General features: G+C 61.4%; 27 protein-coding genes. 14 read left to right on the top strand and 13 right to left on the bottom strand.

Features of this window, described 5'->3' with window-relative positions; all coding sequences use genetic code 11:
* Positions 1-372 precede the first annotated feature (372 nt).
* Genes RYC17_RS13110 through RYC17_RS13090 form a run of 5 tightly spaced genes read left to right on the top strand, consistent with a single transcriptional unit; the run spans position 373 to position 5,426 of the window.
* On the top strand, positions 373-825 hold the full coding sequence (locus RYC17_RS13110; protein ID WP_057455218.1) for a MarR family winged helix-turn-helix transcriptional regulator: 453 nt from the start codon (positions 373-375) through the stop codon (positions 823-825).
* Positions 822-2,909, top strand: a complete 2,088-nt coding sequence (locus RYC17_RS13105; protein WP_316903305.1) for an FUSC family protein — start codon at positions 822-824, stop codon at positions 2,907-2,909. Before RYC17_RS13110 ends, RYC17_RS13105 begins: the two co-directional genes overlap by 4 nt.
* A complete protein-coding gene (locus RYC17_RS13100) occupies positions 2,906-3,115 on the top strand; it encodes a DUF1656 domain-containing protein (protein ID WP_003315925.1) in 210 nt (69 codons plus the stop codon). Before RYC17_RS13105 ends, RYC17_RS13100 begins: the two co-directional genes overlap by 4 nt.
* Positions 3,112-3,996 (top strand): HlyD family secretion protein, encoded by an 885-nt coding sequence (locus RYC17_RS13095; protein ID WP_316903304.1) that lies wholly within the window; start codon positions 3,112-3,114, stop codon positions 3,994-3,996. Before RYC17_RS13100 ends, RYC17_RS13095 begins: the two co-directional genes overlap by 4 nt.
* On the top strand, positions 3,993-5,426 hold the full coding sequence (locus RYC17_RS13090; RefSeq protein ID WP_058400924.1) for an efflux transporter outer membrane subunit: 1,434 nt from the start codon (positions 3,993-3,995) through the stop codon (positions 5,424-5,426). The genes RYC17_RS13095 and RYC17_RS13090 overlap by 4 nt, the downstream gene beginning before the upstream one ends.
* Before the next feature lie 20 nt (positions 5,427-5,446).
* Here the strand turns inward: RYC17_RS13090 and RYC17_RS13085 are convergent, their stop codons facing one another.
* On the bottom strand, positions 5,447-5,992 hold the full coding sequence (locus tag RYC17_RS13085) for a GNAT family N-acetyltransferase (RefSeq protein ID WP_122257971.1): 546 nt from the start codon (positions 5,990-5,992) through the stop codon (positions 5,447-5,449).
* A gap of 417 nt (positions 5,993-6,409) precedes the next feature.
* Here RYC17_RS13085 and RYC17_RS13080 point away from each other — a divergent pair, with 417 nt between their 5' ends.
* Both RYC17_RS13080 and RYC17_RS13075 read left to right on the top strand, forming a co-directional pair.
* Complete coding sequence (locus tag RYC17_RS13080) at positions 6,410-7,243, top strand: ion transporter (protein ID WP_005780523.1); 834 nt, start codon at positions 6,410-6,412, stop codon at positions 7,241-7,243.
* 104 nt (positions 7,244-7,347) lie between these two features.
* Positions 7,348-8,346, top strand: coding sequence for a sulfate ABC transporter substrate-binding protein (locus RYC17_RS13075; RefSeq protein WP_005780521.1), 999 nt, complete (start codon positions 7,348-7,350; stop codon positions 8,344-8,346).
* 59 nt (positions 8,347-8,405) lie between these two features.
* Here the strand turns inward: RYC17_RS13075 and RYC17_RS13070 are convergent, their stop codons facing one another.
* From RYC17_RS13070 to ccmA, 10 genes are read right to left on the bottom strand one after another with little or no spacing between them, the layout of a single operon-like run.
* Positions 8,406-8,813 (bottom strand): hypothetical protein, encoded by a 408-nt coding sequence (locus tag RYC17_RS13070; protein WP_002554216.1) that lies wholly within the window; start codon positions 8,811-8,813, stop codon positions 8,406-8,408.
* Positions 8,814-8,824: 11 nt separating this feature from the next.
* Positions 8,825-10,006, bottom strand: coding sequence for a c-type cytochrome biogenesis protein CcmI (gene ccmI / locus RYC17_RS13065; protein ID WP_316903303.1), 1,182 nt, complete (start codon positions 10,004-10,006; stop codon positions 8,825-8,827).
* Positions 10,003-10,473, bottom strand: coding sequence for a cytochrome c-type biogenesis protein (locus RYC17_RS13060; protein ID WP_004665807.1), 471 nt, complete (start codon positions 10,471-10,473; stop codon positions 10,003-10,005). Before RYC17_RS13060 ends, ccmI begins: the two co-directional genes overlap by 4 nt.
* Positions 10,470-11,006: a DsbE family thiol:disulfide interchange protein gene (locus tag RYC17_RS13055; RefSeq protein ID WP_058400921.1), complete on the bottom strand. Its 537-nt coding sequence runs from the start codon at positions 11,004-11,006 to the stop codon at positions 10,470-10,472. Before RYC17_RS13055 ends, RYC17_RS13060 begins: the two co-directional genes overlap by 4 nt.
* The gene (locus tag RYC17_RS13050) at positions 11,003-12,976 is read right to left on the bottom strand and encodes a heme lyase CcmF/NrfE family subunit (RefSeq protein ID WP_316903302.1); all 1,974 of its coding nucleotides are present in this window, start codon (positions 12,974-12,976) and stop codon (positions 11,003-11,005) included. Before RYC17_RS13050 ends, RYC17_RS13055 begins: the two co-directional genes overlap by 4 nt.
* 3 nt (positions 12,977-12,979) lie before the next feature.
* Positions 12,980-13,447: a cytochrome c maturation protein CcmE gene (ccmE, locus tag RYC17_RS13045; RefSeq protein ID WP_058400919.1), complete on the bottom strand. Its 468-nt coding sequence runs from the start codon at positions 13,445-13,447 to the stop codon at positions 12,980-12,982.
* Positions 13,444-13,620 (bottom strand): heme exporter protein CcmD, encoded by a 177-nt coding sequence (ccmD, locus tag RYC17_RS13040; RefSeq protein ID WP_057401186.1) that lies wholly within the window; start codon positions 13,618-13,620, stop codon positions 13,444-13,446. Before ccmD ends, ccmE begins: the two co-directional genes overlap by 4 nt.
* Entirely contained in the window at positions 13,617-14,420 is an 804-nt protein-coding gene (locus RYC17_RS13035) for a heme ABC transporter permease (RefSeq protein ID WP_058409109.1), read from the bottom strand. Before RYC17_RS13035 ends, ccmD begins: the two co-directional genes overlap by 4 nt.
* Before the next feature lie 54 nt (positions 14,421-14,474).
* Positions 14,475-15,146, bottom strand: coding sequence for a heme exporter protein CcmB (gene ccmB / locus RYC17_RS13030; protein WP_122257976.1), 672 nt, complete (start codon positions 15,144-15,146; stop codon positions 14,475-14,477).
* The gene (ccmA, locus tag RYC17_RS13025) at positions 15,143-15,784 is read right to left on the bottom strand and encodes a cytochrome c biogenesis heme-transporting ATPase CcmA (RefSeq protein WP_122257977.1); all 642 of its coding nucleotides are present in this window, start codon (positions 15,782-15,784) and stop codon (positions 15,143-15,145) included. Before ccmA ends, ccmB begins: the two co-directional genes overlap by 4 nt.
* Before the next feature lie 190 nt (positions 15,785-15,974).
* Here ccmA and RYC17_RS13020 point away from each other — a divergent pair, with 190 nt between their 5' ends.
* Together RYC17_RS13020 and RYC17_RS13015 are read left to right on the top strand one after the other, a co-directional pair.
* The gene (locus RYC17_RS13020) at positions 15,975-17,612 is read left to right on the top strand and encodes a flagellar hook-length control protein FliK (protein WP_316903299.1); all 1,638 of its coding nucleotides are present in this window, start codon (positions 15,975-15,977) and stop codon (positions 17,610-17,612) included.
* Positions 17,612-17,935, top strand: coding sequence for an EscU/YscU/HrcU family type III secretion system export apparatus switch protein (locus RYC17_RS13015; protein WP_316903297.1), 324 nt, complete (start codon positions 17,612-17,614; stop codon positions 17,933-17,935). Before RYC17_RS13020 ends, RYC17_RS13015 begins: the two co-directional genes overlap by 1 nt.
* Positions 17,936-17,956: 21 nt before the next feature.
* On the opposite strand, the gene recR is transcribed toward RYC17_RS13015, so the two are convergent.
* Both recR and RYC17_RS13005 read right to left on the bottom strand, forming a co-directional pair.
* Positions 17,957-18,559, bottom strand: a complete 603-nt coding sequence (gene recR, locus RYC17_RS13010) for a recombination mediator RecR (protein ID WP_002554228.1) — start codon at positions 18,557-18,559, stop codon at positions 17,957-17,959.
* Between the two features lie 110 nt (positions 18,560-18,669).
* Positions 18,670-19,554 (bottom strand): LysR family transcriptional regulator, encoded by an 885-nt coding sequence (locus tag RYC17_RS13005; protein ID WP_316903296.1) that lies wholly within the window; start codon positions 19,552-19,554, stop codon positions 18,670-18,672.
* Between the two features lie 96 nt (positions 19,555-19,650).
* Between RYC17_RS13005 and RYC17_RS13000 the strand changes: the two genes are divergently transcribed.
* The 5 genes from RYC17_RS13000 to RYC17_RS12980 all read left to right on the top strand — a co-directional run bounded on the left by RYC17_RS13000 (position 19,651) and on the right by RYC17_RS12980 (position 24,916).
* Positions 19,651-20,787 (top strand): DSD1 family PLP-dependent enzyme, encoded by a 1,137-nt coding sequence (locus RYC17_RS13000; RefSeq protein WP_316890885.1) that lies wholly within the window; start codon positions 19,651-19,653, stop codon positions 20,785-20,787.
* Complete coding sequence (locus tag RYC17_RS12995; protein ID WP_005780501.1) at positions 20,777-21,169, top strand: RidA family protein; 393 nt, start codon at positions 20,777-20,779, stop codon at positions 21,167-21,169. The genes RYC17_RS13000 and RYC17_RS12995 overlap by 11 nt, the downstream gene beginning before the upstream one ends.
* Positions 21,170-21,188: 19 nt before the next feature.
* Complete coding sequence (locus RYC17_RS12990) at positions 21,189-22,373, top strand: FAD-binding oxidoreductase (RefSeq protein ID WP_316903293.1); 1,185 nt, start codon at positions 21,189-21,191, stop codon at positions 22,371-22,373.
* Between the two features lie 38 nt (positions 22,374-22,411).
* Positions 22,412-23,272 (top strand): GNAT family N-acetyltransferase, encoded by an 861-nt coding sequence (locus RYC17_RS12985; RefSeq protein ID WP_316903292.1) that lies wholly within the window; start codon positions 22,412-22,414, stop codon positions 23,270-23,272.
* Positions 23,273-23,455: 183 nt separating this feature from the next.
* Complete coding sequence (locus RYC17_RS12980) at positions 23,456-24,916, top strand: aldehyde dehydrogenase family protein (RefSeq protein WP_316903290.1); 1,461 nt, start codon at positions 23,456-23,458, stop codon at positions 24,914-24,916.
* Positions 24,917-24,944: the final 28 nt, after the last annotated feature.

The following is a 24,944-nucleotide window of genomic DNA, read 5'->3' as shown; positions in this document are numbered from 1 at the left end:
ACACAAGGCAGATTGCCATCCATTTGCTGCAGGCGGCGATTCATCAGGACCCTTCTATCGGGTGCCGCGCCATTTTTTTGAATGAGGCTGAGTAAAAGCTCGGCATTTCCGGGTCTCTTACCGACGAACGGTAGCAATTATTTTTTGAAATAATGAACTTTCACCGCTAAAAGCGGACGCAGATAGCCGTTCATCGCCTCTACGCTCCCTCAAAAAACCCGTTCGGACGCCCCTGTAACCGAAAAAGCCCCACTGGGCAGTTACGGGTTGACTGTAAGAACTTGTTACGAGATATTAGTTAGCATCCTACTAATATCCTCCCTAACAATAACGCTCCTAACTAAATTGTTCACGACCCAACCCCGGTGATTCATGCTTGTCGACCCACTGCATCGCGCTGTCAGTAGCGGCCTGGTAGCCGCCTCTCGCCAATGGCGACGCATTTGCCAGAACACACTGGCCACCTATGAAATTTCTGAAGCGTGCGCCGGGCCACTGCTGGCCATTGCACGCCTGGGTGACGGCGTGCATCAGGTAAAAGTCGCGCAGGCGGCCGGCATGGAAAGCCCGACACTGGTGCGCCTGCTCGACCAGCTGTGCAAGGCCGGCATCGTCTGCCGCAGCGAAGACCCCAATGATCGCCGCGCCAAGGCCCTGAGCCTGACCGACAAGGGTCGTGCGCTGGCTGGCTCGATAGAACTGGAGCTGACGCGTCTGCGGGCGGATGTGCTTCAGGGCCTTCAACCCGCCGATCTCGAAGCTACCTTGCGGGTATTTCAGGCCTTCGCCGAGGCTGCACAAGGTGAGCACGGGGGGCCGGTTTGAGCGGATTTTTCTCCAGCGTCCCACCGGCACGCGACTGGTTCTACGGCGTACGTACCTTCGGCGCATCGATGCTGGCGCTGTACATCGCGCTGTTGATGGAAATGCCTCGCCCCTATTGGGCCATGGCCACGGTGTACATCGTCTCCAGTCCCTTTGTCGGCCCAACCAGTTCCAAAGCCCTGTACAGGGCCGCCGGAACTCTGGCTGGCGCGGCTGCATCGGTATTGCTGGTGCCGATGTTCGTACAGACGCCCTTGCTACTGGCCATCGTGGTCGGACTGTGGACCGGCACGCTGTTGTTCCTTTCCCTGCACTTGCGCACGGCCAACAGCTACGCACTGATGCTGGCGGGTTACACCATGCCGCTGATTTCCCTGCCGGTGGTCGACAACCCGCAGGCTGTATTCGACATCGCCGTGTCGCGTACCGAAGAGATTTTTCTCGGCATCATCTGCGCCGCTGTCGTGGGTGCGATGTTCTGGCCCAGACGCCTGGCACCGGTGTTTCAGGCCACCACGGAAAAATGGTTCAGTGACGCCTCTACCTACAGCCAGCGCTTTATCAGCCGCACCTGTGAGCCCGAGGAAATCGGCGCACTGCGCAATTCGATGGTTGGCAGCTTCAACTCTCTGGAAATGATGATCGGCCAGTTGAGTCACGAGGGTGCACGCAAGCAAACCGTACGCAATGCCAATGAACTGCGCGGCCGAATGATCCATCTCTTGCCGGTCATCGATGCACTGGATGACGCATTGTGGGCGCTGGAGCGGCGCACGCCCGAGCTGTTGGCCAGCCTGAAACCCGTACTGCAAAAGGCTTGCGACTGGCTTGAAAGTACAGCTGACGGCCCGCAACGGGAGCAATGGCAACAATTGCACGGTGAGCTGGAACGCCTTCAGCCGAGCTCCACGCATCTGGACGACCGCGATCAACTGCTGCTCTCCAATACACTGTTCAGGCTCGGCGAGTGGATCGACCTGTGGCTGGATTGCCGGACCCTGCAATATGCGATCAAGACAGACGATCAGTCATCATGGAGAGCGGTCTATCGCCACTGGCGTCTGGGCAGGCTGACGCCGTTTCTGGACCGCGGCCTGATGCTCTACTCAGTAACCTCGACGGTACTGGCGATCATCGCTGCATCGGTGTTGTGGATTCTGCTGGGCTGGAAAGACGGTGCCAGTGCCGTGGCATTGGCAGCAGTGTCGTGCAGCTTCTTTGCAGCCATGGACGACCCTGCCCCGCAAATCTACCGGTTCTTCTTCTGGACCCTGCTTTCGGTGGTATTTGCCAGCCTGTACCTGTTCGTGGTGCTGCCCAACCTGCACGACTTCCCGATGCTGGTGCTGGCCTTTGCGGTGCCCTTCATCTGCGTCGGCACCCTGACTGTGCAACCGCGTTTCTTTCTCGGCACACTGCTGACCATCGTCAACACCTCGTCGTTCATCAGCATTCAGAGCGCCTACGACGCGGACTTCATGAACTTTCTCAACTCCAACCTGGCCGGTCCTGCCGGGCTGTTGTTCGCCTTTATCTGGACGCTGGTGTTCCGCCCGTTCGGCGTTGAACTGGCGGTCAAGCGTCTGACCCGTTTCAGTTGGCGTGACATCGCCAGCCTCAGTGAAGACTCGTCTCTGGCCGAACACCGGCGCATGGGCGTGCAAATGCTCGACCGCCTGATGCAGCAACTGCCGCGTTTGACACTCACCGCGCAAGACACCGGGATTGCCCTGCGTGAACTGCGGGTCGCGCTGAACATGCTCGACCTGCTGGCCTACACCCGACGCGCCACGCCTGCCGCACAAGTGTTATTGCGTCAGGTGATCGATGAAGTCAGCGGCTATTTCAAGCACTGTCGCAAGGCCGGTGAAAGACTGCCCGCGCCCCGCGGCCTGTTGATGGCAATGGACCGCGCACGCCGTTCGTTGACGGCGCAGGAGATGGGCGACAACCCGGCCCGGCTGCACCTGTTGCACGCCCTCAGTGGCCTGCGTCTGGCCTTGTTGCCGGGGGTCGAGATTGTCACCGTGGGCGGCGAACTGACCGAGCAACTGCCGCATAACATCGATGGAGCGCCCCTGTGATCGGTGATCTGGATATCAGCGGGATCTTCATTCCCACGTTCCTGGCGATGATGGGCATCGCCTATCTGCTGTTTCTTGTCGTGCACGCCGTGCTGTCGCGTGCCCACTTCTACCGTCTGGTCTGGCACCGGGCTTTGTTCAACGTAGGTCTATACGCTTTGTTGCTCGGCGCCGTGGATACTCTAAGTCGATACCTGATGACATGAAAAAACCGATACTGACACTGGGCCGCGTGGTCCTGACCCTGCTGGTTGTCACTCTGGCTGCCGTCGTTGTGTGGCGCATGGTGATGTATTACATGTACGCGCCGTGGACCCGCGACGGGCATATTCGCGCCGATATCGTGCAGATCGCGCCGGACGTGTCCGGGCTGATCCAGAAGGTCGAAGTCACCGACAATCAGCCCGTGCACAAGGGCCAGGTGCTGTTCACCATCGATCAGGACCGCTTCCGCCTGGCCTTGCGTCAGGCGCAGGCCACGGTCGCCGAGCGCCAGGAAACCTGGGAGCAGGCACGCCGCGAGAACAAGCGTAACCGTGGCCTGGGCAACCTGGTGGCGCGTGAGCAACTGGAAGAAAGCCAGTCCCGCGAAGCCCGCGCCCTTTCTGCGCTTGGTGAATCAAAGGTCGCAGTGGATGCCGCGCAGCTGAATCTGGATCGTTCGGTGATCCGCAGCCCGGTGGACGGCTACCTTAACGACCGCGCGCCCCGCGACCATGAATTTGTCACCGCCGGGCGTCCGGTGTTATCGGTGGTCGATGCCGCATCGTTCCATATCGACGGCTATTTCGAAGAAACCAAACTGGACGGCATTCATGTCGGCCAGGGCGTCGACATTCGCGTCATCGGTGACAACGCACGGCTGACCGGCCATGTGGTGAGCATCGTTGCCGGTATCGAAGACCGCGACCGCAGCAGCGGCTCGAACCTGCTGCCCAACGTCAACCCGGCCTTCAGCTGGGTGCGTCTGGCACAGCGTATTCCGGTGCGCATTGCCTTCGATGACGTACCTGCCGACTTCCGCATGATCGCCGGGCGTACTGCGACGGTGTCGATCATCGACGATACGCAGGAGCACACACGATGAAACGTGCCTTACGCGTGGCCGCACTCGGTTTTACTGCCGTGCTGTCGGCCTGTCAGGTAGTCGGGCCGGATTACCAACTGCCCAAGGATGGCGCGATCAATCGTCCGGATTTACAGGGCGAGCTGGCCGGGCGCTCGGTCAACACGGTATCGGCCCCAGTGCCTGCGCACTGGTGGCGGCTGTATCAGGATGCGCGTCTGGATGAACTGGTGCGCCAGGCCATCGCCTCCAATACCGACCTGCGCATCGCCGCCGCCAACCTGCAGCGTGCTCGCTATCAGACCTCGGAAGCCGAGGCGGCTGGCGGCTTTACCAACGGCGCGAAGATCGGCGCTCAGCGCGTGCAGGAGTCCGGCGAGGCGTTTCTGCTGACCGACAAGGTGCCGGTGGCCAATGTCGGCGACGTGGGTCTGACCACTTCGTACCAGTTCGATCTGTTCGGCACCTTGCAGCGTGGCATCGAGGCGGCGCAGGCCAATGTCGATGCCAATCAGGCGGCGGTGGATACGGCACGTATCACAGTGGTCGCCGATGTGGTGCGCGCCTACACGCAGATTTGTGCGGCCAACGAAGAGCTCGATATCGCCCGCGAATCGCTGGACCTGCAACAACAGAGCGTGACCCTCAACCAGCGCCTGCGCGATGCCGGGCGAGGCGATGAAACCCAGGTCACTCGCTCGCAGACGCAGTTCAAGTCATTGCGCGCCGAAATGCCCCGTTACGAAGCGCGGCGTCAGGCGGCGATGTTCCGCCTGTCGATGCTGCTGGCCAAACCTGTAGAGCAACTGCCCGCCGGGGTCAGCAGCTGCAATGCGCTGCCGCACATTGCGCAGGTCATGCCGGTAGGCGACGGCGCAACACTGCTCAAACGCCGCCCGGATGTGCGTCAGGCTGAACGTCATCTGGCGATGTCGACTGCGCAGATCGGTGTTGCCACCGGCGAGTTGTATCCGGACATCAGCATCGGCGCGAGCATCGGCACTACCGGTCTGATCGAGAACCTCGGCAAACCGGCCGCCAACCGCTGGGGCTTCGGGCCGCTGCTGAACTGGACCATCCCGTCCAACGGCTCACGCGCACGCATCCATCAGGCCGAAGCTTCGGCCCAGGCTGCTCTGGCGCGCTTTGACGGTGTAGTGCTCAACGCCATCCGTGAAACCCAGACCGGTCTGGCGCAATACACCGCCCTGCTCGACCGTCGCGATGCTCTCAAGGAAGCCGAACAATCGGCCAAGGAAGCCGCTGACCAGACCCACCGCTTCTACCAGGCCGGACGCGCCTCGTTCCTCGCCGACCTGCAAGCCACACGCACTTACACCGACGTGCGTGCACAAATGGCCGAAGCCAACACCCAGGTGGCCATGGGACAGATCAACCTGTTTCTGGCACTCGGCGGCGGCTGGGAAAAGGATGACGTGGCGCAGAAGTAGGAAGGGCGTTCGCCCCGCTATCAGGCCTCGTTCGGATTGATCAGTGCCCTCAGGACATGGTCTTCCCAGACGCCGGCAATTTTCAGGTAGGCGCGCGCGTACCCTTCCTTTTCGAAGCCGAGTGATTGCAGAAGTCGCTCGCTACGTATATTGGCTGGCATGTGGCTGGCCATGATTCGATGCAGCCTCATCTGCTCGAAACAATAGCTATTGGTCACCTCAAGCGCCCTTTTCATCAAGCCACGTCCCTGAGCAGTCTCTGCCATCGAGAAGCCGAGACTGCAGGCCTGAAAAACGCCCCTCACGATATTCGTGTAACTGCACCGCCCCAGCAATTCGCCGCCGTCTGGCTCGGTGACGAGGAAGAAAACCGCGCTGCCGCCCTGCATGCTTTCCCACTGCTGCTGAACCCTGGATCTGGCGTTTTCGAGGATGAAATAGTCATCGTCCCTCAACGGTTCCCAAGGCTGCAGATGCTTGCGATTGGCCTTTTCATAGCGGTTGATCAACTCGCAATCATCAAACGCCAATACCCTTATAGAAAAGCCCTCGCCCGAATACTGCATGCATCCTCCCGCGTCAGTCATTGACGACACTCACCACCTGGCTTGTTATACCTGATGATTCCAGCACCGGACGCTCTGCGCCACAAGAGGACGCGGAGCGTCCAGAACGGTATGCGACGCAGAGCGACGCACGATAATTAAAGCTGTCGTTCCTTACGCTCCAGCGCCGATTTGTCTACGTAGGTCTTACAAGAACCCGAAAAGCGGGGCTGCCGCCTGTCGAACTGTGAATAAAGACTTCTGTGGGAGTGAGCTTGCTCACGAAGACGTTGCTCCAAACACCCTGTTTACGCGGGCTATAACGACCTCTTCGCGAGCAGGCGAAGCGTCGCGCGACTCGCTCCCGCAGGTGTTGTGTGCTTGCACTCAACCACCCAATACTCCTAGGCTCTGCCGATCTTTGCTTCAGGAAGCACCATGGACACCTCTCTCAGCCGCCGCGAGCGGTTGCATATCGTTATTTTCGAGGCGAATACGCCTGCCGGCAGAACCTTTGACAAGATTGTGCTGGTGGCGATTCTGCTCAGCCTGCTGGTCACGGTCATTGACAGCATCGAGAGCATTCACCGCGATTACGCAATGCTGTTCGCCTGGATCGAATGGGGTTTTACGCTGCTGTTCGCGATCGAATACATCCTGCGCCTGTACTGCTCGCCCCGACCGCTGAAGTACGCGTTCAGTTTCTACGGGCTGGTCGACCTGCTGGCTATCGTGCCGGGGGTTCTGTCGATCTATTACAGCGACGCGCAGTACCTGCTGATTGTGCGGATCATCCGTATGCTGCGGATTTTCCGCGTGCTCAAGCTCGGCACTTACCTGCGCCAGGCCAACTATTTGCTGGCTGCGCTGCGTGGCAGCAAGCAGAAGATCATCGTGTTTCTGGTCACCGTTTCCACTCTGGTCACGGTGTTCGGCACGCTGATGTACGTGATCGAAGGCCCGGAGCACGGCTTCACCAGCATCCCCAAAGGTATTTACTGGGCTATCGTGACACTCACCACCGTGGGCTTTGGCGATATCGTGCCGAAGACGCCGGTCGGGCAGATGCTCTCGTCGCTGGTGATGATCATCGGCTACTCGATCATCGCCGTGCCCACCGGTATATTCACCGCCGAACTGGCCAATGCCATGCGCGGCGAACAGCTGAAACACGATTGCCCGGTGTGCTCGAAGAATTTCCACGAGCACGGCGCGGCGTTCTGTTCGCGCTGCGGTAATCAATTGTTTGCAAAAGTAGAGCACAAGGCATAAGCAAAGACCTTTTCAGTCTTTAAACAGCAGGCGCGATACTGATAGTGTCGCGGCATTACGCCATCAGGCTTCATCACACGACTCTTCATCTCAAGGACCCTGCAGTGAATAAACTCTTCGCCGCCTCGCTACTGGCCGCTGGCCTGGCCTTTGCCAGCGCTGCCCAGGCAGCCCCGACGCTGCTCAACGTCTCCTACGACGTGATGCGTGATTTCTACAAGGACTACAACAGCGCCTTCCAGAAGCACTGGAAAGCCGAGAAAAATGAAGACGTGACTGTGCAGATGTCCTTTGGCGGTTCGAGCAAGCAGGCGCGCTCGGTCATCGACGGGCTGCCGGCTGACGTGATTACCATGAACATGGCCACCGATATCAACGCGCTGGCCGACAATGGCGAGCTGGTGCCGAAAGACTGGGTCAGCCGCCTGCCGAATAACAGTGCGCCGTTCACCTCGGCCACTGTGTTTATCGTGCGCAAGGGCAACCCGAAAGCCCTCAAAGACTGGCCGGACCTGATCAAGGATGGCGTGGAAGTCATCGTGCCTAACCCGAAAACCTCGGGCAACGGCCGCTACACGTACCTGTCGGCCTGGGGCTACACCCTGAAAAAAGGTGGCGATGAAGCGGCCGCGAAGAAATTCGTCGGCGAACTGTTCCGCCATGTGCCCGTGCTCGACACAGGTGGTCGAGGCGCGACCACGACGTTCATGACCAACCAGATCGGCGACGTGCTGGTGACTTTCGAAAACGAAGCGGAAATGATCGCTCGTGAATTCGGTCGCGACCAGTTTGAAGTGGTCTACCCGTCCGTGTCGGCAGAAGCCGAGCCGCCAGTGAGTGTGGTCGACAAGGTCGTGGACAAGAAACAATCCCGCGCCCTGGCTGAAGACTACCTGAAATACCTGTGGTCACCGGAAGGTCAGGAAATCGCGGCGAAAAACTACCTGCGCCCACGCGACCCGCAGGTTTTGGCCAAATACACCGACCGCTTCCCGAAAGTGGACTTCCTCTCGGTCGAGAAAACCTTCGGTGACTGGCGCACGGTGCAGAAGACCCACTTCATTGACGGTGGTGTGTTCGACCAGATCTATCCAGGCAAATAACCCCCCCGAAACGCAAAACGGCGACCCATCAGGTCGCCGTTTTCATTTGCAGGCTTGAATCAGTTACTGAACTGCTTGCCCAGCCCGGCCGGTACGCCGCTGGCGTCGGTCGCCTGCCACGGGCCGTTAGGGTTGGTTGCCCAGCTCCAGCCGTTGTTCCACTGATAGTAAGTACGCTGGCGATAGAAGGTGTTGGGCTGATCGTCCATCACGTACACGCCCAGCCGCGGGTCCCAATGGCTGCCACCGCCCGGTGGCGGGGCGAAACTGGCCGAGGTCTTCGGCGCTGCGGCTGGTGCTTTGGCAGGCTCGGCAGGCGCCGTGTTCGGGCGCGGTGCGCCGGGTTGCTGGCCGCCCGGCAGATTAAGGATCGGATCCTGGCTGTGAGGCGGTGCCGGATGCTGGACAGCACAGGCACTCAGGCCAACGACCAGACCCAACAAGGTGATGCGTGCGGTACGGTACATAAGCGATTTCTCTAGTTATCCGGACTGTCGATGGTCAACGCCTGCTGCGCCTGAGTATCGTTGGCCAGCGGCTGACTGCGGCCGACCCACTCACCGGTGGTTGGCTGCCCTGCGCGAGACACTCGCGCAACCAGTTGGACTTGCGCAAAGTTCGACAGGTTCAGTTGCGGCATCATTGCATCGGCATCACTCAGTTCAACCTCGGCAGGCAGGTCCGCCACCGTGATGCGTTTGACCGCCAGTGGCGCGGCCGGGCCGTTGATTGCACGGGCGAAGATGAACACGCTGTCACCCGGCTGAACGTTACCCTTGAGCGAGGCAGCCAGCGCGACACGCACCTTGAGCGCCCTGGCCTTGACCGGCGCGGCCTGCCCGGCAAGGTTTTCTCTGGCGCGGGCTATGCCGCCTTCCAGCGCCGAGCGCGAAGCGTCCTGCGCGGGCAACGCCGCCAGCAGGCGGGTCCAGTAATCCACCGCTGCCTGATAACGCTGTGTTTCGAACGCGGCAATCCCCAGCAGGCCGAGGCTGGTGACTTCTTTGGGGTCGGCCTGCAGCGCTTCGTCGGTCAGCGCCTGCACCTGTGCGGTGAAGTGTTTGTCGCTGGCGAAATACAACGCCTGTGCCCACTGCCCGAGCAATTCTGGCGATCTTCCGGCCAGTGCCACCGAGCGCTCGAACATCTGCGCGGCATCACCCGGGCGGTTCTGCGCCATGTAGCTGCGCGCCAGAAAATACAGGTTTTCGGCTGAGTCCGGCTGAGCCTGCACGCTGCGCTCCAGACGCTGGGTCAGGTCGGCCAGCGAGGTTGGCGGCCGGGCGAATTCGCGGCTCAGCGCGACGCGGTCAATGGCCCCCAGTTGCAGATAGCCCGCCAGCCCCAACACCGGCACCAGCACCGCAGCCAGCAGCAGAACGGGTTTGCCCAGACGCGACGTACGGGCAGGCTCTGCGCCTTCAGTATCGGCGAGCAGCTCGCGCGCAGCTTCGGCACGAGCGCCTTGCAGTTGCGTCACCGACAACACGCCCTGCTCTTGCTGAACTTGCAACTCGCCCAGCCGTTCCTGATACAACGCCACGTTCAGGGCTGTGCGGTCTTCTTCACGTTGCGCACGATGGCCGCGCAGCACCGGTATCAGCAGAAAACCCAGCGCCACGAGCAAGAGAAGCCCGGCGGCCATCCAGAAATCGATCATGGGCGGTGGTCATCCAGCAATGCGGCGAGGCGTTGTCGCTCGTCCTCGGAAAGCACATCGGCCTGTTCGGAGTGCGCCTTGCGACGCCGCCCGACGATGAAACCGATCACCACCAGACCGCCGATCAGCAGACCGGCCGGGCCGAACCAGAGCAGCCAGGTGCGGGCGTTGAGGCTGGGTTTGTAACGAACGAAGTCACCGTAGCGATCAACCATGAAGTCGATGATCTGCTGATTGCTCTGCCCTTCACCCAGCATCCGGTAGATTTCCTTGCGCAAGTCAGCGGCAATCGGCGCGTTGGAATCGGCGATGTCCTGATTCTGGCATTTGGGGCAGCGCAGTTCTTTGGTCAGTTCGCTGTAGCGGGCACGCTCGGCGTCGTCGCGAAAGGTGTAGGCATCGATGGCAGCATGGGCGATGCCTGAGCACAGCACGCTGAGCAGGACAATCATCAGGCAGCGCTTCATGGCCGCGCCTCATCAACCAATTGCTGGTAACGGGCAGCGAGCTTTTCTCGCCACACAGCCTCATCGATGACCCCGACATGTTTGTAACGAATAATGCCCTGACGGTCGATCAGGAAGGTCTCCGGCGCACCGTACACGCCCAGGTTCAGCCCCAGCGAGCCGGCTTCGTCGCGGATATTCAGCTGATAAGGATCGTGAAATTCCTTGAGCCATTTCAGCGCGTCGGTGTTGACGTCCTTGTAGTTAACGCCGTAGATCAGCACGCCCTGCTGCGCCAGCCGGGTCAGCACAGGATGCTCCACCCGACAGGCCACGCACCAGGTGCCCCAGACGTTGACCAGTGCGGGTTTGCCCAGCAGGTCGGCGCGGGTCAATACGCGGCTGCCTTGAACTTCGGGCAGCGAAAACTGCGGAAACGGCTTGCCGATCAGCGCCGACGGTAGCTCGGCGGGGTCCAGATACAAACCGCGATACAGGAACGCCGCCACGCCGAGAAACAACGCCAGTGGCAGGAGCATGACCCAGCGTTTCACAGTGCAACTCCCGACATGCCCAATGCCTCACGCACCTTGCTTTTGACCCGCGTGCGATAACGTCGGTCAAACGCCGCCAGCACACCGCCAAGACCGGTCAGCAGGCCGCCGAGCCAGATCCAGCGCACAAACGGTTTGACGTGGACTCGTACGGCCCATGCGTTATTGCCCAGCGGTTCACCCAATGCCACGTAAAGATCACGGCTGAAACCGGCATCAATGCCTGCTTCGGTCATCATTGACTGCTGCACGCTGTACAGACGTTTTTCCGGGTGCAGTTCAGTGATCTGCGCCCCGTTGCGCAGGACGCGAACGGTGCCGCGATCGGAGGTGAAATTCGGCCCTTCATAATGCTTCGCGCCCTCGAATACAAAGACGTAACCGCCCAGCTCAGTGGACTCGCCGGGGGCCATGCGCAAATCGCGCTCGGCGCTGTTCTGGCTGGACAACACCACGCCCAGCGCGCACACCACGATACCAAGGTGCGCCAGTTGCATGCCCCAATAGCTGCGGGCAAGACCGCGGGCGCCGCGAAGCAGGCCCTTGTTACGGGTCTTGTCAAACAGGTCGCGAACCCCGGCCAGCAGCACCCAGGCGGCGAGCATGAAGGTGGCCAGCACCGCCCACTGAAAATCGCCCATGAGCAGAGCGGCGATCACCGCCAGCACGGCGCTGCCGACCAGTACCGGGGCAAGCATGCCCAGCAGCCATTTCAGCGGTGTGTCCTTCCAGCGCACAAGCACGCCAACCGCCATGACCACCAGCAACAGCCCCATCAACGGTACGAACAGCGCATTGAAATACGGCGGGCCGACCGACATCTTGGCTCCGCTCATGGCATCGATCACCAGCGGATAAAGGGTGCCCAGCAGGATCATCGACGCAGCAGTCACCAGTAACAGGTTATTGCCCAGCAACAGGGTTTCCCGCGACCACAGGCCGAAGCCGACATGGCTTTTGACCACCGGCGCACGAATCGCAAACAGGGTCAGCGAGCCGCCCACCACGACCAGCAGGAACATCAGAATGAACACGCCACGTGCCGGGTCCGAGGCAAAGGCGTGGACCGAAGTCAGCACCCCGGAACGCACCAGGAACGTGCCCAGCAGGCTCAGGGAAAAAGCGGCAATCGCCAGCAATACAGTCCAGCTCTTGAACACGCCACGCTTTTCCGTGACCGCCAGCGAGTGAATCAGCGCAGTGCCCACCAGCCAGGGCATGAACGAGGCATTTTCCACCGGGTCCCAGAACCACCAGCCGCCCCAGCCCAGTTCGTAATAAGCCCACCATGAGCCAAGGCTGATCCCGATACCGAGAAAGGCCCAGGCTACCAGCGTCCATGGCCGCGACCAGCGCGCCCAGGCAGCGTCGAGTCGGCCGCCAAGCAAGGCGGCGATGGCGAAGGCAAAGGCCACGGAAAAACCGACATAGCCCATGTAGAGCATCGGCGGATGCACGATCAGGCCGATATCCTGCAACAGGGGGTTGAGATCGCGTCCGTTGGCAGGCATTTGCGGCAGAAGACGGGCGAACGGGTTGGAGGTGAGGATCAGAAACAACAGGAAGCCCAGGCTGATCATGCCCATCACGGAGAGCACACGCGCCAGCATGACCTGAGGCAATTGCCGGGAAAACACCGAAACAGCGAAGGTCCAGCCGCCGAGAATCAGCGCCCAGAGCAGCAAGGAGCCCTCATGCGCACCCCATACGGCGCTGAATTTGTAGTACCAGGGCAGCGCCGTGTTGGAATTCTGCGCCACATAGGTAACGGAAAAGTCGTCGGTCATGAACGCGTAGGTCAGGCAACCGAAGGCGAAGATCAGAAAACTGAACTGGCCCCACGCCGCCAGACGCGCCAGGCTCATCCACAGGCGGTCGCCGCGCCATGCACCAATCAGCGGAACAATGGCCTGCACCAGTGCAAAGCCGAGGGCCAGAATCATGGCCAGATGGCCGAGTTCGGGAATCATCGATCAGCCCTGTTTCGCAGGTGTGGAAGAGCCGCCCGGTGCCGCCTGGCCACTGTCGCGCAGCGCCTTGGTGACTTCGGGCGGCATGTACTTCTCGTCATGTTTGGCCAGCACCTCATCGGCGACCACCACACCCTGAGCATTGAGTTTGCCTAACGCGACAATCCCCTGCCCTTCGCGGAACAGATCGGGAAGAATGCCGCGATAGGTGATGGTCACCGACTTGTTGAAATCGGTGACCACAAAACGCACATCCAGCGAATCCGCCGAACGCTGCAATGAGCCCTTTTCCACCATGCCGCCAGCACGAATGCGCGTGCCCAGCGGGGCCTCTCCATTGGCGATCTGGCTCGGCGTATAGAACAGATTGATGTTTTCCTTCAGCGCGCTGAGCGCCAGGCTCACTGCCAGGCCGACGCCAACCAGCAGCGTCGCAATGATCAGCAGACGTTTTTTGCGCAACGGGTTCACGAGCGATTCTCCCGCTTCAGGCGCCGCGCCTGTTGTTTCAGGAACCGCTGGCGCGCCACTAGCGGCATTGCCACGTTGATCAGCAGCACCAACAGGCACAGACCGTAGGCCGACCAGACAAACAGCCCGTGGCGGCCCATGGCGAGAAAGTCGCTGAATGACGCGAAGCTCAAGACCTGTTCTCCGACGGTTCTGGCGTTTGTCCGAGGCTACGTAGAACCTCGGCCTTGGCCCACTGGGTGCGCGACTCGCGACGCAGCACTTCAAGGCGCATACGCAACAGCAATACAACACCGAAGAAGCAGTAAAAACCCAACGCTGTGAACAGCAACGGCAGCCACATTTCGGCAGGCATGGCCGGTTTTTCCGTAAGGCTGAACGTCGCGCCCTGGTGCAGGGTATTCCACCACTCGACCGAATATTTGATGATCGGGATATTCACCACGCCGACGATGGCCAGCAGTGCACAGGCCTTGGCAGCGCTGGCGCGGTTGCTGATGGCATTGCCCAGCGCGATCAGGCCGAAATACAGGAACAGCAGAATCAGCATTGAGGTCAGGCGCGCGTCCCAGACCCACCACGCGCCCCAGGTCGGTTTGCCCCAGATCGCGCCGGTCGCCAGTGCCAGCGCGGTCATCCACGCGCCAATGGGTGCAGCGCATTGCAGCGCGACATCGGCCAGTTTGATTTTCCAGACCAGCCCGACCACGCCGCACAGGGCCAGCATGACGTAGCAGGACTGGGCGAGCATGGCGGCAGGCACATGGATATAAATGATCCGGAAGCTGTTGCCCTGCTGGTAATCCGGCGGCGCAAACGCCAGCCCCCAGATGATGCCGATGCCGAGCAGCAGTGCAGCGGCCACACTCAGCCACGGCAGCAGACGTGCGCTGATGCGGTAAAACCCTTTCGGTGAGCCGAGTGTGTGCAGCCAGGCCCAACCAATGCTGCTTTTCATGGCGTTGCTTTTCATCAGGTGTATCCAGGGTGTTGACCGGCATCGAGTTCTCGATCCCGGAACCTCAATTTATTCACCGACGCTGATTTTCAGGCCAGCGGCTATCGCAAAGGGGGTCAGAGTGATCGCCAGCACGCTCAGGCAGCCCAGCCACAGCAGATAGCCAGTCGCTGGCATGCCTTGCAGCGCGGCTTGCAACGCACCGCTGCCCAGAATCAATACCGGGATGTACAGCGGCAGAATCAACAATGCCAACAACAGGCCGCCGCGCTTCAAACCCACGGTCAGCGCCGCACCCACGGCACCCAGCAGGCTGAGCACTGGCGTGCCCAATAACAGCGACACCATCAACACCGCCAGGCACCGCACCGGCAGCCCCAGCATCAGCGCCAGCAAGGGCGACAACAATACCAGTGCCAGCCCGGAAAAAACCCAGTGTGCCAGCACTTTGCTCAAGACCAGAAGGGCCAGCGGGTGCGGCGAAAGGACCCACTGTTCCAGCGAGCCATCCTCGAAATCACTGCGAAACAGCCCGTCCAGCGACAGCAACACGGCCAGCAGTGCCGCGACCCAGACCAGCCCCGGTGACAAGGCTTGCAACAATTGCGTCTGCGGCCCCAGCGCCAGCGGGAACAAGGCGACCACTATCGCAAAGAACACCAGCGGGTTGGCAAGCTCTGCCGGACGCCTGGCCAGCAGGCGAAACTCACGGGCGATCAGCAGGGCAAAGACCTTGCTCATGCTGCCCACTGCCCCAGATCGATGTCCCGATAGCCCGCAGGCAGGCGGCTCAGGGTGTGATGAGTGGTCATGACGATCATGCCGCCTTTTTCACAGTGCCCGGCAAGATGATTTTCCAGTTGGGCAATGCCCTGGCGGTCCAGCGCGGTGAACGGTTCATCAAGCAGCCAGAGTGGCGGGCCTGGCAGATACAGGCGCGCCAGTGCAACACGACGCTGCTGCCCGGCCGACAAGGTGTGACACGGCACATCTTCGAAACCTGCCAGCCCGACCGCGTCGAGCGCATTGAAAATGGCCTCGGCATCGGCCGGGTGATGAAGTGCACAGAGCCAGGAAAGATTCTCCAGCGGTGTCAGCAGGTCCTTGAGCGCCGGCGCATGGCCAACCCACAACAGATTGAGCCCCGGCGCTGTCGGCTGGCGGCCCACTGGCTGGCCGTTGAGCAGCACGTGCCCGGCCGTGGGTTGCATCAGCCCGCACAACAGGCGCAGCAGGCTGGTCTTGCCGCTGCCATTGGGGCCGCTGACCTGCAACATGTCCCCCGTGCGCACCTGCAAATCAAGGTTTTCGAACAACATCCGCCCGTCCCGCTCACACGTCAGAGCCGTCGCTTGCAAAAATGGGGGGGCTGGGATCATCGGGCGTTTCCAGTGCTGGAGCGTCGCGAAATGTACCAAAACAGACACATACGCAGTAGAAGGCGGTTCAAGTCGGGGGTGATATGGCCGTTACATGAAGAGAAGTTAATGGCGGCTGGTCCGGTTTTGGCCGGTATTATACATGCGAGTCCTGTTATCAAAGGGGCAATTTCCTCAGGTCGATATTTCAATGACAGGCGACATCACCAGCGTCCCGGCGACAATCCCTACCACAACCCTGCTGCGCGCCGGCATCTCCCCTGCGCAGGTGCTGACCCTGCTGCAATCGGCGGATAATCTGATTCCCGAAGGCGAAACCGTCGACGCCGAAGTGCTGACCCTCAAGCAGGTCAACCAGAACTTCCAGTTGCTGCTGCGGCTGGTACTCGCCAATGGCAGCCTGACCAACCTGCAGGTCACCAGCAGCGTACCGTTCACGCCCGGCAGCCTGTTGCAGGTGGCGCAAGCCTCGCCCAACGAGCTGACACTGACGCTGCAACAGATCAACAGCGCACTGAAAAACTCGATGACCAGCATCGATACGCAACAATTGCCGGTCGGCACGCTGTTGCAGGGCAAGGTCATGACCAGCCAGGTGATCGCGCAGGCAGTCAATCAACTGGCCACGCAAAACCCGGCCGCCGCAACACCCACCTATCGCTCCATCGTGATGCTGCTCAATACTGCGCTGGCGGGCTCCAGCCTGACCATCGAAAGCCCGCAGCCGCTGACGGTCGGCAGCCTGCTGAGCGCGCAGGTACAAGGCAACCAGGCGCTGAACTTCGTCGCCCTGCCCGGCCGTTTCGATCAACTGGCCGTGGCCCAGCAACTGGCTGCTCAGCAAAACCGCCAGGGCTCGCTGGATAACCTGATCAACGCCCTGCAAAACCTGCAGTCAGCCACTACAACCAGTGCCAGCCCTGCCAGCAACTCAGCGATCAGCGCCCCGCTGCAAGCCGCCATCAGCCAGTTGCTGGACGATCTGCCCGACATCGAGCAGATGAGCACACCGAAAGGCGTCGCCCAGGCCCTCAATGCCAGCGGCGTGTTTCTGGAAGCGAAGCTGCTTGCCGGGCTCAACCCGGCTCAGGTTCCGGACATGAAAGCCAACCTGATGCGCCTGATTGCGCAGATTCTTCCGGGGTTGCCGGACAACACCACTTACAGCGCCGCCGCTGCGTCCAATACCCTGGCGCGGGCCATGCCCAACGCGATTCGCAATGCCCTGGGCACCCTTGGGCTGGTTGCCGCACGCACCCAGCCGAGCATCTTTCCGCTGCCGTCGCGCAACGTCAGCGGTGGCGAAAAAGAGGACGACCTGGAAATTCTGCTCAAGCTGGCTGCGGCGGCTGTTTCTCGCCTGCAAAGCCACCAGTTGGGCGGTCTGGAACAGACCCGCACCAATGCCGACGGCACTCAGGTGACCACCTGGCAACTGGAAGTGCCGATGCGTAACGCGCATGACATCGTGCCCTTGCAGGTCAAGGTGCAGCGTGAAGACAAGCCGGATCAGGAAGCTGCCGAAGACCGCGACGATGTCGAGATCAAGGAAACCCGGGAAAAGCTCTGGAAAGTCGATCTGGCATTCGACCTTGAGCCGTTGGGGCCGCTGCAGGTGCATGCGCAGTTGTTGCGCGGCACGCTGTCCAGTCAGCTATGGGCCGAGCGGCCCGACAGCGCGGCCTTGATCGAACATGAACTGGGATATTTGCGCGAGCGGCTGATTGCCTGCGGCCTGGCAGTGGGCGAACTGGCCTGCAGCCACGGCGCACCGCCAAGCGGCCCGCGCACCGCCCTTGAACAACGCTGGATTGACGAGAACGCCTGATGTCCCTACCCGATCATGTCCCGCGCCAGGCTATTGCCCTGAGCTACGACGGCCAACAGGCCCCGACGCTCAGCGCCAAGGGCGACGACCAGCTGGCCGATGCCATTCTGGCCATTGCCCGTGAATATGAAGTGCCGATCTACGAGAACGCCGAACTGGTCAAACTGCTGGCACGCATGGAACTGGGCGACAGCATCCCCGAGCCGCTGTACCGCACGATTGCCGAAATCATCGCGTTTGCCTGGCACCTGAAAGGCAAGTTTCCGGTGGGTCAGGACCCGGATGCGCCGCCGGTGGAGCGGGATATTACGCCGCGCTACTGATAGCGCAGGAGCAAGGGCGCATCACAACGCAATCGGCTTGCGCCCTGCAAACGAGTGCGCCAGGGTGCCGCCGTCGACCAGATCCAGCTCACCACCCAATGGCACACCGTGGGCGATGCGCGACGCGACCAGGCCTTTTTCGTGGAGCAACTGGGCGATGTAATGCGCCGTCGCTTCGCCTTCCACCGTCGGGTTGGTGGCGAGGATCACCTCAGTGAAGGTGCCCTGCTGGCTGATACGTTCCATCAGTTGCGGAATACCGATGGCTTCCGGCCCCAGACCGTCGAGCGGCGACAGATGGCCCTTGAGCACAAAGTAGCGACCGCGATAACCGGTCTGCTCCACCGCGTAGACATCCGTCGGCCCTTCGACCACACACAGCAGCGTGTCATCACGGCGCGGGTCGGCGCATTGCGGGCAGAGCTCCTCTTCGGTGAGGGTGCGGCATGAGCGGCAATGACCAACGCCATCCATCGCCTGCCCCAAGGCCAGCGCCAGCCGTGAGCCGCCGCTGCGGTCGCGCTCCAGCAGCTGCAACGCCATGCGTTGAGCGGTTTTCTGACCGACGCCCGGCAGCACGCGGAAGGCATCGATCAACTGGCGAATCAGGGGGCTGAAGCTCATGGAGAAAAATCCGACAAAAACACAAGACGCGGTTTATACCCGCGCGTTGCCGTGAGCGTCAATTGAGGTGTTCGATACTGCGACCAACAGCGCGCCGGTGCTGTCCATGATCAAGCCTTCAAGGCCGTCTCCAGAAACTCCGTAAGTGCCTGCACCCTCGCGCTGCGGTGCTTGCGCACGGGCACCAGCAGGTTGATCGGCGCGCTGGCCAGTTGCCAATCGGCCAGCACCCTCACCAGCCTGCCACTGGCGATGGCATCGCTGACATCCCACTGCGAGCGCAAGACGATGCCCAGCCCCTGCTCGGCCCAGCGCCGGGCAACCGAGCCGTCGTTGCTGAGCAGCGCAGGCTCGATGCGCAGGGTCTTTTTCGCCTGGCCCTTGCTGAGGTGCCAGAGGGTCACGTCTTCATCGTTTTCGCGAATGCAGATGCAGCGATGACGCGCCAGCTCGTCAGGCGTCGAGGGCGCGCCGTGCTGCTCCAGATAAGCCGGGCTGGCGCACAGCCAGCGATGGTTGTGCGCCAATGGTCTGGCGATCCACAGGCTGTCATTGAGGCTGCCGATATGAATCACTGCGTCGCTGTCATGTCGGTCGGGCCACGGCGTTTCGCGCAGGTCCAGGTGCAGACGCAATTGCGGATGCAGTTTGGCGAAGCGCGCCAGCAACGGCGCAATGCGCTGGCGTCCATAACCAAAAGGCGCGGCCAGGCGCAGGGTGCCGACCAGTCGTTCGTCACGCTGCTTGAAGGATTCCGGGAGTGCCTCCAGCTGTTCCAGCAAATGTGCGCTTTCCCGGGCGAAACGTTCGCCATCGGCCGTCAGGCTCAAGCGCCTGGCGTCGCGATTGGCCAGGGTAATGCCCAACTGCGTCTCCAGCTTGCGCAAGCGCATCGACAGCGCGGGCGGCGAGACATTCAGGACTCTGGCCGCAGCACTGAGGGACTCGCAGCGCGATAGCGCCACGGCCAGACGCAGGTCTTCTATAGCGATCATTCAGCTCAGCTTAAGGATTGATGACAAAGCATTGAACCACAGCTTCATCACCCGTGAGTAGAGTGGCAGCCGTACCCAGTCACGCGAGCTCTGTCCATGTCTGCCCTCTTGTCTTCTCTCGATACGCCTGTCGCGTTGCTTGATGTGCCGCGTATGCAGCGCAATATCCAGCGCATGCAACACCGCATGAATGAACTGGGTGTGCGTTTGCGTCCGCACGTGAAGACCAGCAAATGCCTGCCGGTGATTCAGGCGCAGATAGCTGCAGGTGCCAGCGGCGTGACGGTCTCGACCCTGAAGGAGGCCGAACACTGCTTTGCCGAGGGCATCAACGACGTGTTCTACGCCGTCGCCATCGCACCTGGCAAACTGGACCAGGCACTCAAACTGCGGCGCAACGGTTGCCGCCTGAGCATCCTGACCGACAGCGTGGTCGCTGCCCAGGCGATTGTCGCCTTCGGCCAGCGACATGATGAGAACTTTGATGTGTGGATCGAAATCGATTGCGACGGTCATCGTTCCGGGCTGACCGTCGACGACCCTGCGCTCGTCGACGTCGCGAGAACGCTGGTCGAGGGCGGCATGCACCTGCGAGGGGTCATGACCCATGCCGGGTCCAGCTACGACCTCGACACCCCCGAAGCGCTGCAAGCCCTCGCCGAGCAGGAGCGCAGGCTTTGCGTCAGCGCCGCCGAGCGCATTCGGCAAGCGGGGCTGCCCTGCGCGGAAGTCAGCATCGGCTCGACGCCTACCGCGCTGTCGGCGCAGAGCCTGCAAGGCGTGACCGAAGTACGTGCCGGGGTCTATATATTCTTCGATCTGGTAATGCACAACATCGGCGTGTGCCGCGCGGACGAACTGGCCCTGAGTGTGCTGACTACGGTCATCGGCCATCAGCAGGACAAGGGCTGGATCATCGTTGACGCGGGCTGGATGGCCATGAGCCGGGATCGCGGTACCCAGCGCCAGCGTCAGGATTTCGGCTACGGCCAGGTGTGCAGCGAAACCGGCGAGTGGATCGACGGCGCACGGGTGACCGGTGCCAATCAGGAGCATGGCATCATCACGCTTGCCACCGGCAGCCAGGCAGACATCACTGCGCGCTTCCCCATCGGCAGCCGGCTACGCATTCTACCCAACCACGCCTGTGCTACCGGCGCGCAGTTCCCGGACTACCACGCCTGCGATGCCGAAGGCGCAATTCACACCTGGAGTCGCTTGCATGGCTGGTGATATCGAACTGATTCGCACACCCCTGGCCGCCGCGCCAGGCGGGCATTATTCCCAGGCAGTGTTGCATGAAGGCACGCTGCATGTTTCCGGGCAACTGCCGGTGCGCGCTGACGGCAGCCACAGCGTCGACGGGCCATTCGAGGTGCAGGCCGTTATTGCGCTGGACAACCTGGCTGCCATTCTTGAGGCAGCAGGATGCACGACCGATGACCTGCTGAAAGTGACCATTTACATCGCAGGCATCCAGCACTGGCCGGCCTTCGACCGCATTTATGCAGGCTATCTGGGCGACCATCGCCCGGCCCGCGCCGTGGTGCCGGTTCCAGAATTGCACCACGGCTACCTGATCGAGATCGAAGCCGTGGCGCGCACCGTACGATGAACACTGTCGGGAGCACCTCATGACCCCGCAAAAAAGCGACGTTCTGATTATCGGCGGCGGCTGCATGGGCTCGTCATCAGCGTTTTTCCTGCGCCAGCACGGGCGCTCGGTGACTCTGCTGGAGCGCGACCAGATCGGCCAATACGCCAGCGGCGTGAATTTCGGCAATGTGCGTCGTCAGGGACGCTTTCTCGGCCAACTGGAACTCGCCAATCGCTCCTGGGCGCTGTGGAAACGCCTGCCGGAACTGATCGGCGAAGACCTGGAGTTCATCCCCAGCGGGCACATGCGCGTCTGCTACCGCGAAGACGAGATCGCTGAACTGGAGGCCTATGCCGCCGCACCCGAAGCCCGCGAGCTGGATTTGCAGATTTTCTCCGGCAGGGCCCTGCACGAGCGCTTTCCGTTCCTCGGCCCGGAAGTCAAAGGCGGCTCTTATGCGCCCCACGACGGGCATGCCAACCCGCGCCTGGCCGCACCCGCCTTCGCCCGTGCAGCGATTCGGGCCGGGGCACGGATCGAAGAGCGCACTGAAGTGACTGACGTTCAGAAAGTCGGCGGTGAGTTTCATGTCACCACTGCCGATGGTCAGTTATTCGTCGCCGAACAATTGCTCATCACTGCCGGGGCCTGGGCAGCCAGGCTGGCGGAACAATTCGGTGAACCCGTCCCTCTCGAGCCGAACGGCCCGCAGATGTCGGTGACCGAACCGGTGCCCTACGCCCTGCCGACGGTGATCGGAGTGTTCACCAAAATCAAGGAAGAAGTGATCTATTTCCGCCAGATACCGCGCGGCAACATCATCATCGGCGGCGGTAATCGCAACAAACCGGACATGGTCAACCGCCGTGCCTACTTCAAGCCAGAAAGCCTGATCAACCAGATGAAGCAGATGAAACGCCTGTTACCGGGCGCAGAGAAGCTGAACATCATCCGTGTCTGGAGCGGCATCGAGAGCTATACGCCGGATTCGCTGCCGATCATGGGCCGCAGCGGCAAGGTGGACGGCCTGTTCTATGCGTTTGGCTTCTGCGGCCACGGCTTTCAGCTCGGCCCCGGCGTCGGCGATGTCATGGCCGAGCTGATCAGCACCGGCAGCACGCGCACCTTGATCAGCCCGTTCGATATTCGCCGCTTCACTGACCCGACGGCCATCGAGATGCCGTTCACCTCCAGCCTGATGAGCACAGGCAAGCTCATATGAGCCGAAACGACCCACTTCGCCCTTGCAACGGAGGCTCCATGCCCGCGACCCCAGATACCCTCTATCGATATCGCCCGGTGACTGAGGCGGACATTCCGGCGGCCCATGCCCTCTCGGTACACCTCAAATGGCCGCACCGCGAAGAAGACTGGGCCATGGTGCAACGCACCTCCGAGGGTTTTGTCGCCGAACGTGACGGCCAACTGGTGGGCGTGGCATTCACCTGCCATCAGGGCGACTGGTCATCCATCGGTTTGGTGATTGTCAGCGATGAACATCAGGGCAAAGGCATCGGCCGCCGCCTGATGCATCTGTGCCTTGACGCAACCGCACCGCGTACACCGATCCTCAATGCCACGGAACTGGGCGCGCCGCTGTACCGGAGCCTTGGCTTTGTCGATTTTGCGCGGATCCAGCAGCATCAGGGCATTGCTGACCTGTCAGGGCTGGCGACACCGAGCGTTGGTCTGCCGATTCGCACGCTGGGTCCGGCCGACCATGCCGAACTGATCAGGCTGGCCAATGCAGGCAGCGGTCTGGATCGCACTGTCGTGCTGAATGACCTGTTGTCGCGCGATGCAGAACAGGCGGTGGGCATCGACCATGAAGGGCGCCTGACAGGCATCGCCCTGCTGCGCCGTTTCGGCCGCGGGCATATCATCGGCCCGCTGGTGGCCAGTGATGCAGAGCAGGCCCGGCAATTGATTGCCCACCTGCTGCAACGGATACCAGACATGTTCGTGCGCTTCGACATTCTGGCTGATTGCGGTTTGGCACCGTGGCTCGAAAGCCTGGGCCTGCCGTGTGTCGACAGGGCTCCGCGCATGGTGCTCGGAACGCCACCGCCATCGAGCAAGGACGTGCAGCAGTTTGCGCTGGTGACCCAGGCCATAGGCTGAAATCGGCGCGGATAAAGCCCCGGAACAGGTCCGCAATGTTAACGGGTTGCATACAGCAGATTATTCTTTGCAGCCCGGCAGATCGGCGCTTTTTATCCAGATCGCTTTGTTAGCTTATAGGCATATAACGGCCTGATATCAAACGGCCTGACCTCGCCATTATCGCTCCAGGGAGCTCGCTGGATGACCTCACAGTCCTTGAACAGCCATCGCGTTGATCCAGACACCGCGCAGAAATTCTATATCGATGGTCGCTGGTCGGCGCCGCTCAACCCGGCCAGTATTGCGGTGATCAACCCGGCAACCGAAGAAGTGGTGGCGCACGTTGCCAGTGGCTCGGCCGCCGACGTCGACCGCGCGGTTGCAGCGGCGCGGGCAGCCTTTGCGGGCTGGTCCGGCACCTCGGCGCACGCCCGGGCCGAGATAATCGGGCGCATCCACGAGCTTATCCTCGAGCGCAAGGAACAACTGGCGCAGGCCATCTCGCTGGAGATGGGCGCAGCCATAGGTTCTGCGCGGGCCATGCAGGTCCCGCTTGCCGCAGAGCACGTTCGTGTTGCGCGTGACCTGCTGGCGACCTATCGCTTCCAGAGCGTCGAAAGCGGCACCGCGATTGAACGCGAACCCATCGGTGTGTGCGGGCTGATCACGCCGTGGAACTGGCCGCTGTATCAAATTACGGCAAAAGTCGCCCCGGCGATTGCCGCCGGCTGCACAGTGGTGCTCAAACCCAGCGAACTGTCGCCGCTAAGCGCCTTGCTGTTCGCGCAACTGGTTCACGATGCGGGCCTGCCGCCTGGGGTATTCAACCTGGTCAATGGCAGCGGCTCTGAAGTGGGCGGCGCGATGGCGGCGCACCCTGACATCGACATGATCTCGATCACCGGTTCCAACCGTGCAGGCGCGCTGGTTGCACAGGCTGCCGCACCGACCGTGAAACGGGTGACTCAGGAACTGGGCGGTAAATCACCGAACATTCTGCTGCCCGACGCCGACTTCGCCAAAGCCGTGCCGCCCGGCGTAATGGCCGCGTTCCGCAATGTTGGCCAGTCGTGCAGTGCGCCGACCCGCATGATCGTGCCCAGAAGCCGACTGGCAGAAGTCGAAGCGCTGGCTGCCGAAACGGCTGCGGCAATCATTGTGGGAGATCCGCAGCGGGAGGAAACGGTGCTGGGCCCTATCGCCAACGAGGCACAGTTTCACCGCGTACAAGCGATGATCGATGCCGGGCTGAGTGAAGGCGCGAAGCTGGTCTGCGGCGGGCCAGGCCGTGTGCAAGGCCATGAGCAAGGCTTCTACACGCGGCCAACGGTATTTTCCGAAGTGGACTCGTCCATGCGTATCGCCCGGGAAGAAATATTTGGTCCGGTGCTGTGCCTGATTGCCTACGACACGATTGATGAGGCCGTGGCGATTGCCAACGACACCGTTTACGGTCTGGGCGCGCATGTACAGGGGCAGGACCTTGATCAGGCCCGTTCGGTGGCTTCGCGCATCCGTGCCGGACAAGTGCACCTGAACTACCCCGCCTGGAACCCGATGGCCCCGTTCGGCGGCTACAAGCGCTCGGGCAATGGTCGCGAGTATGGCGTGCATGGCTTTGAAGAGTATCTGGAGACCAAGGCTATTGTGGGGTTTGGTTGAGTGGCGCTGGTGCTGAAAGTCCGGAAAA

It is taken from the genome of Pseudomonas syringae group sp. J248-6 (genome assembly GCF_032586995.1).
Classification (GTDB): Bacteria; Pseudomonadota; Gammaproteobacteria; order Pseudomonadales; family Pseudomonadaceae; genus Aquipseudomonas; species Aquipseudomonas amygdali.
This window is presented reverse-complemented; position numbering and strand designations above follow the sequence as displayed.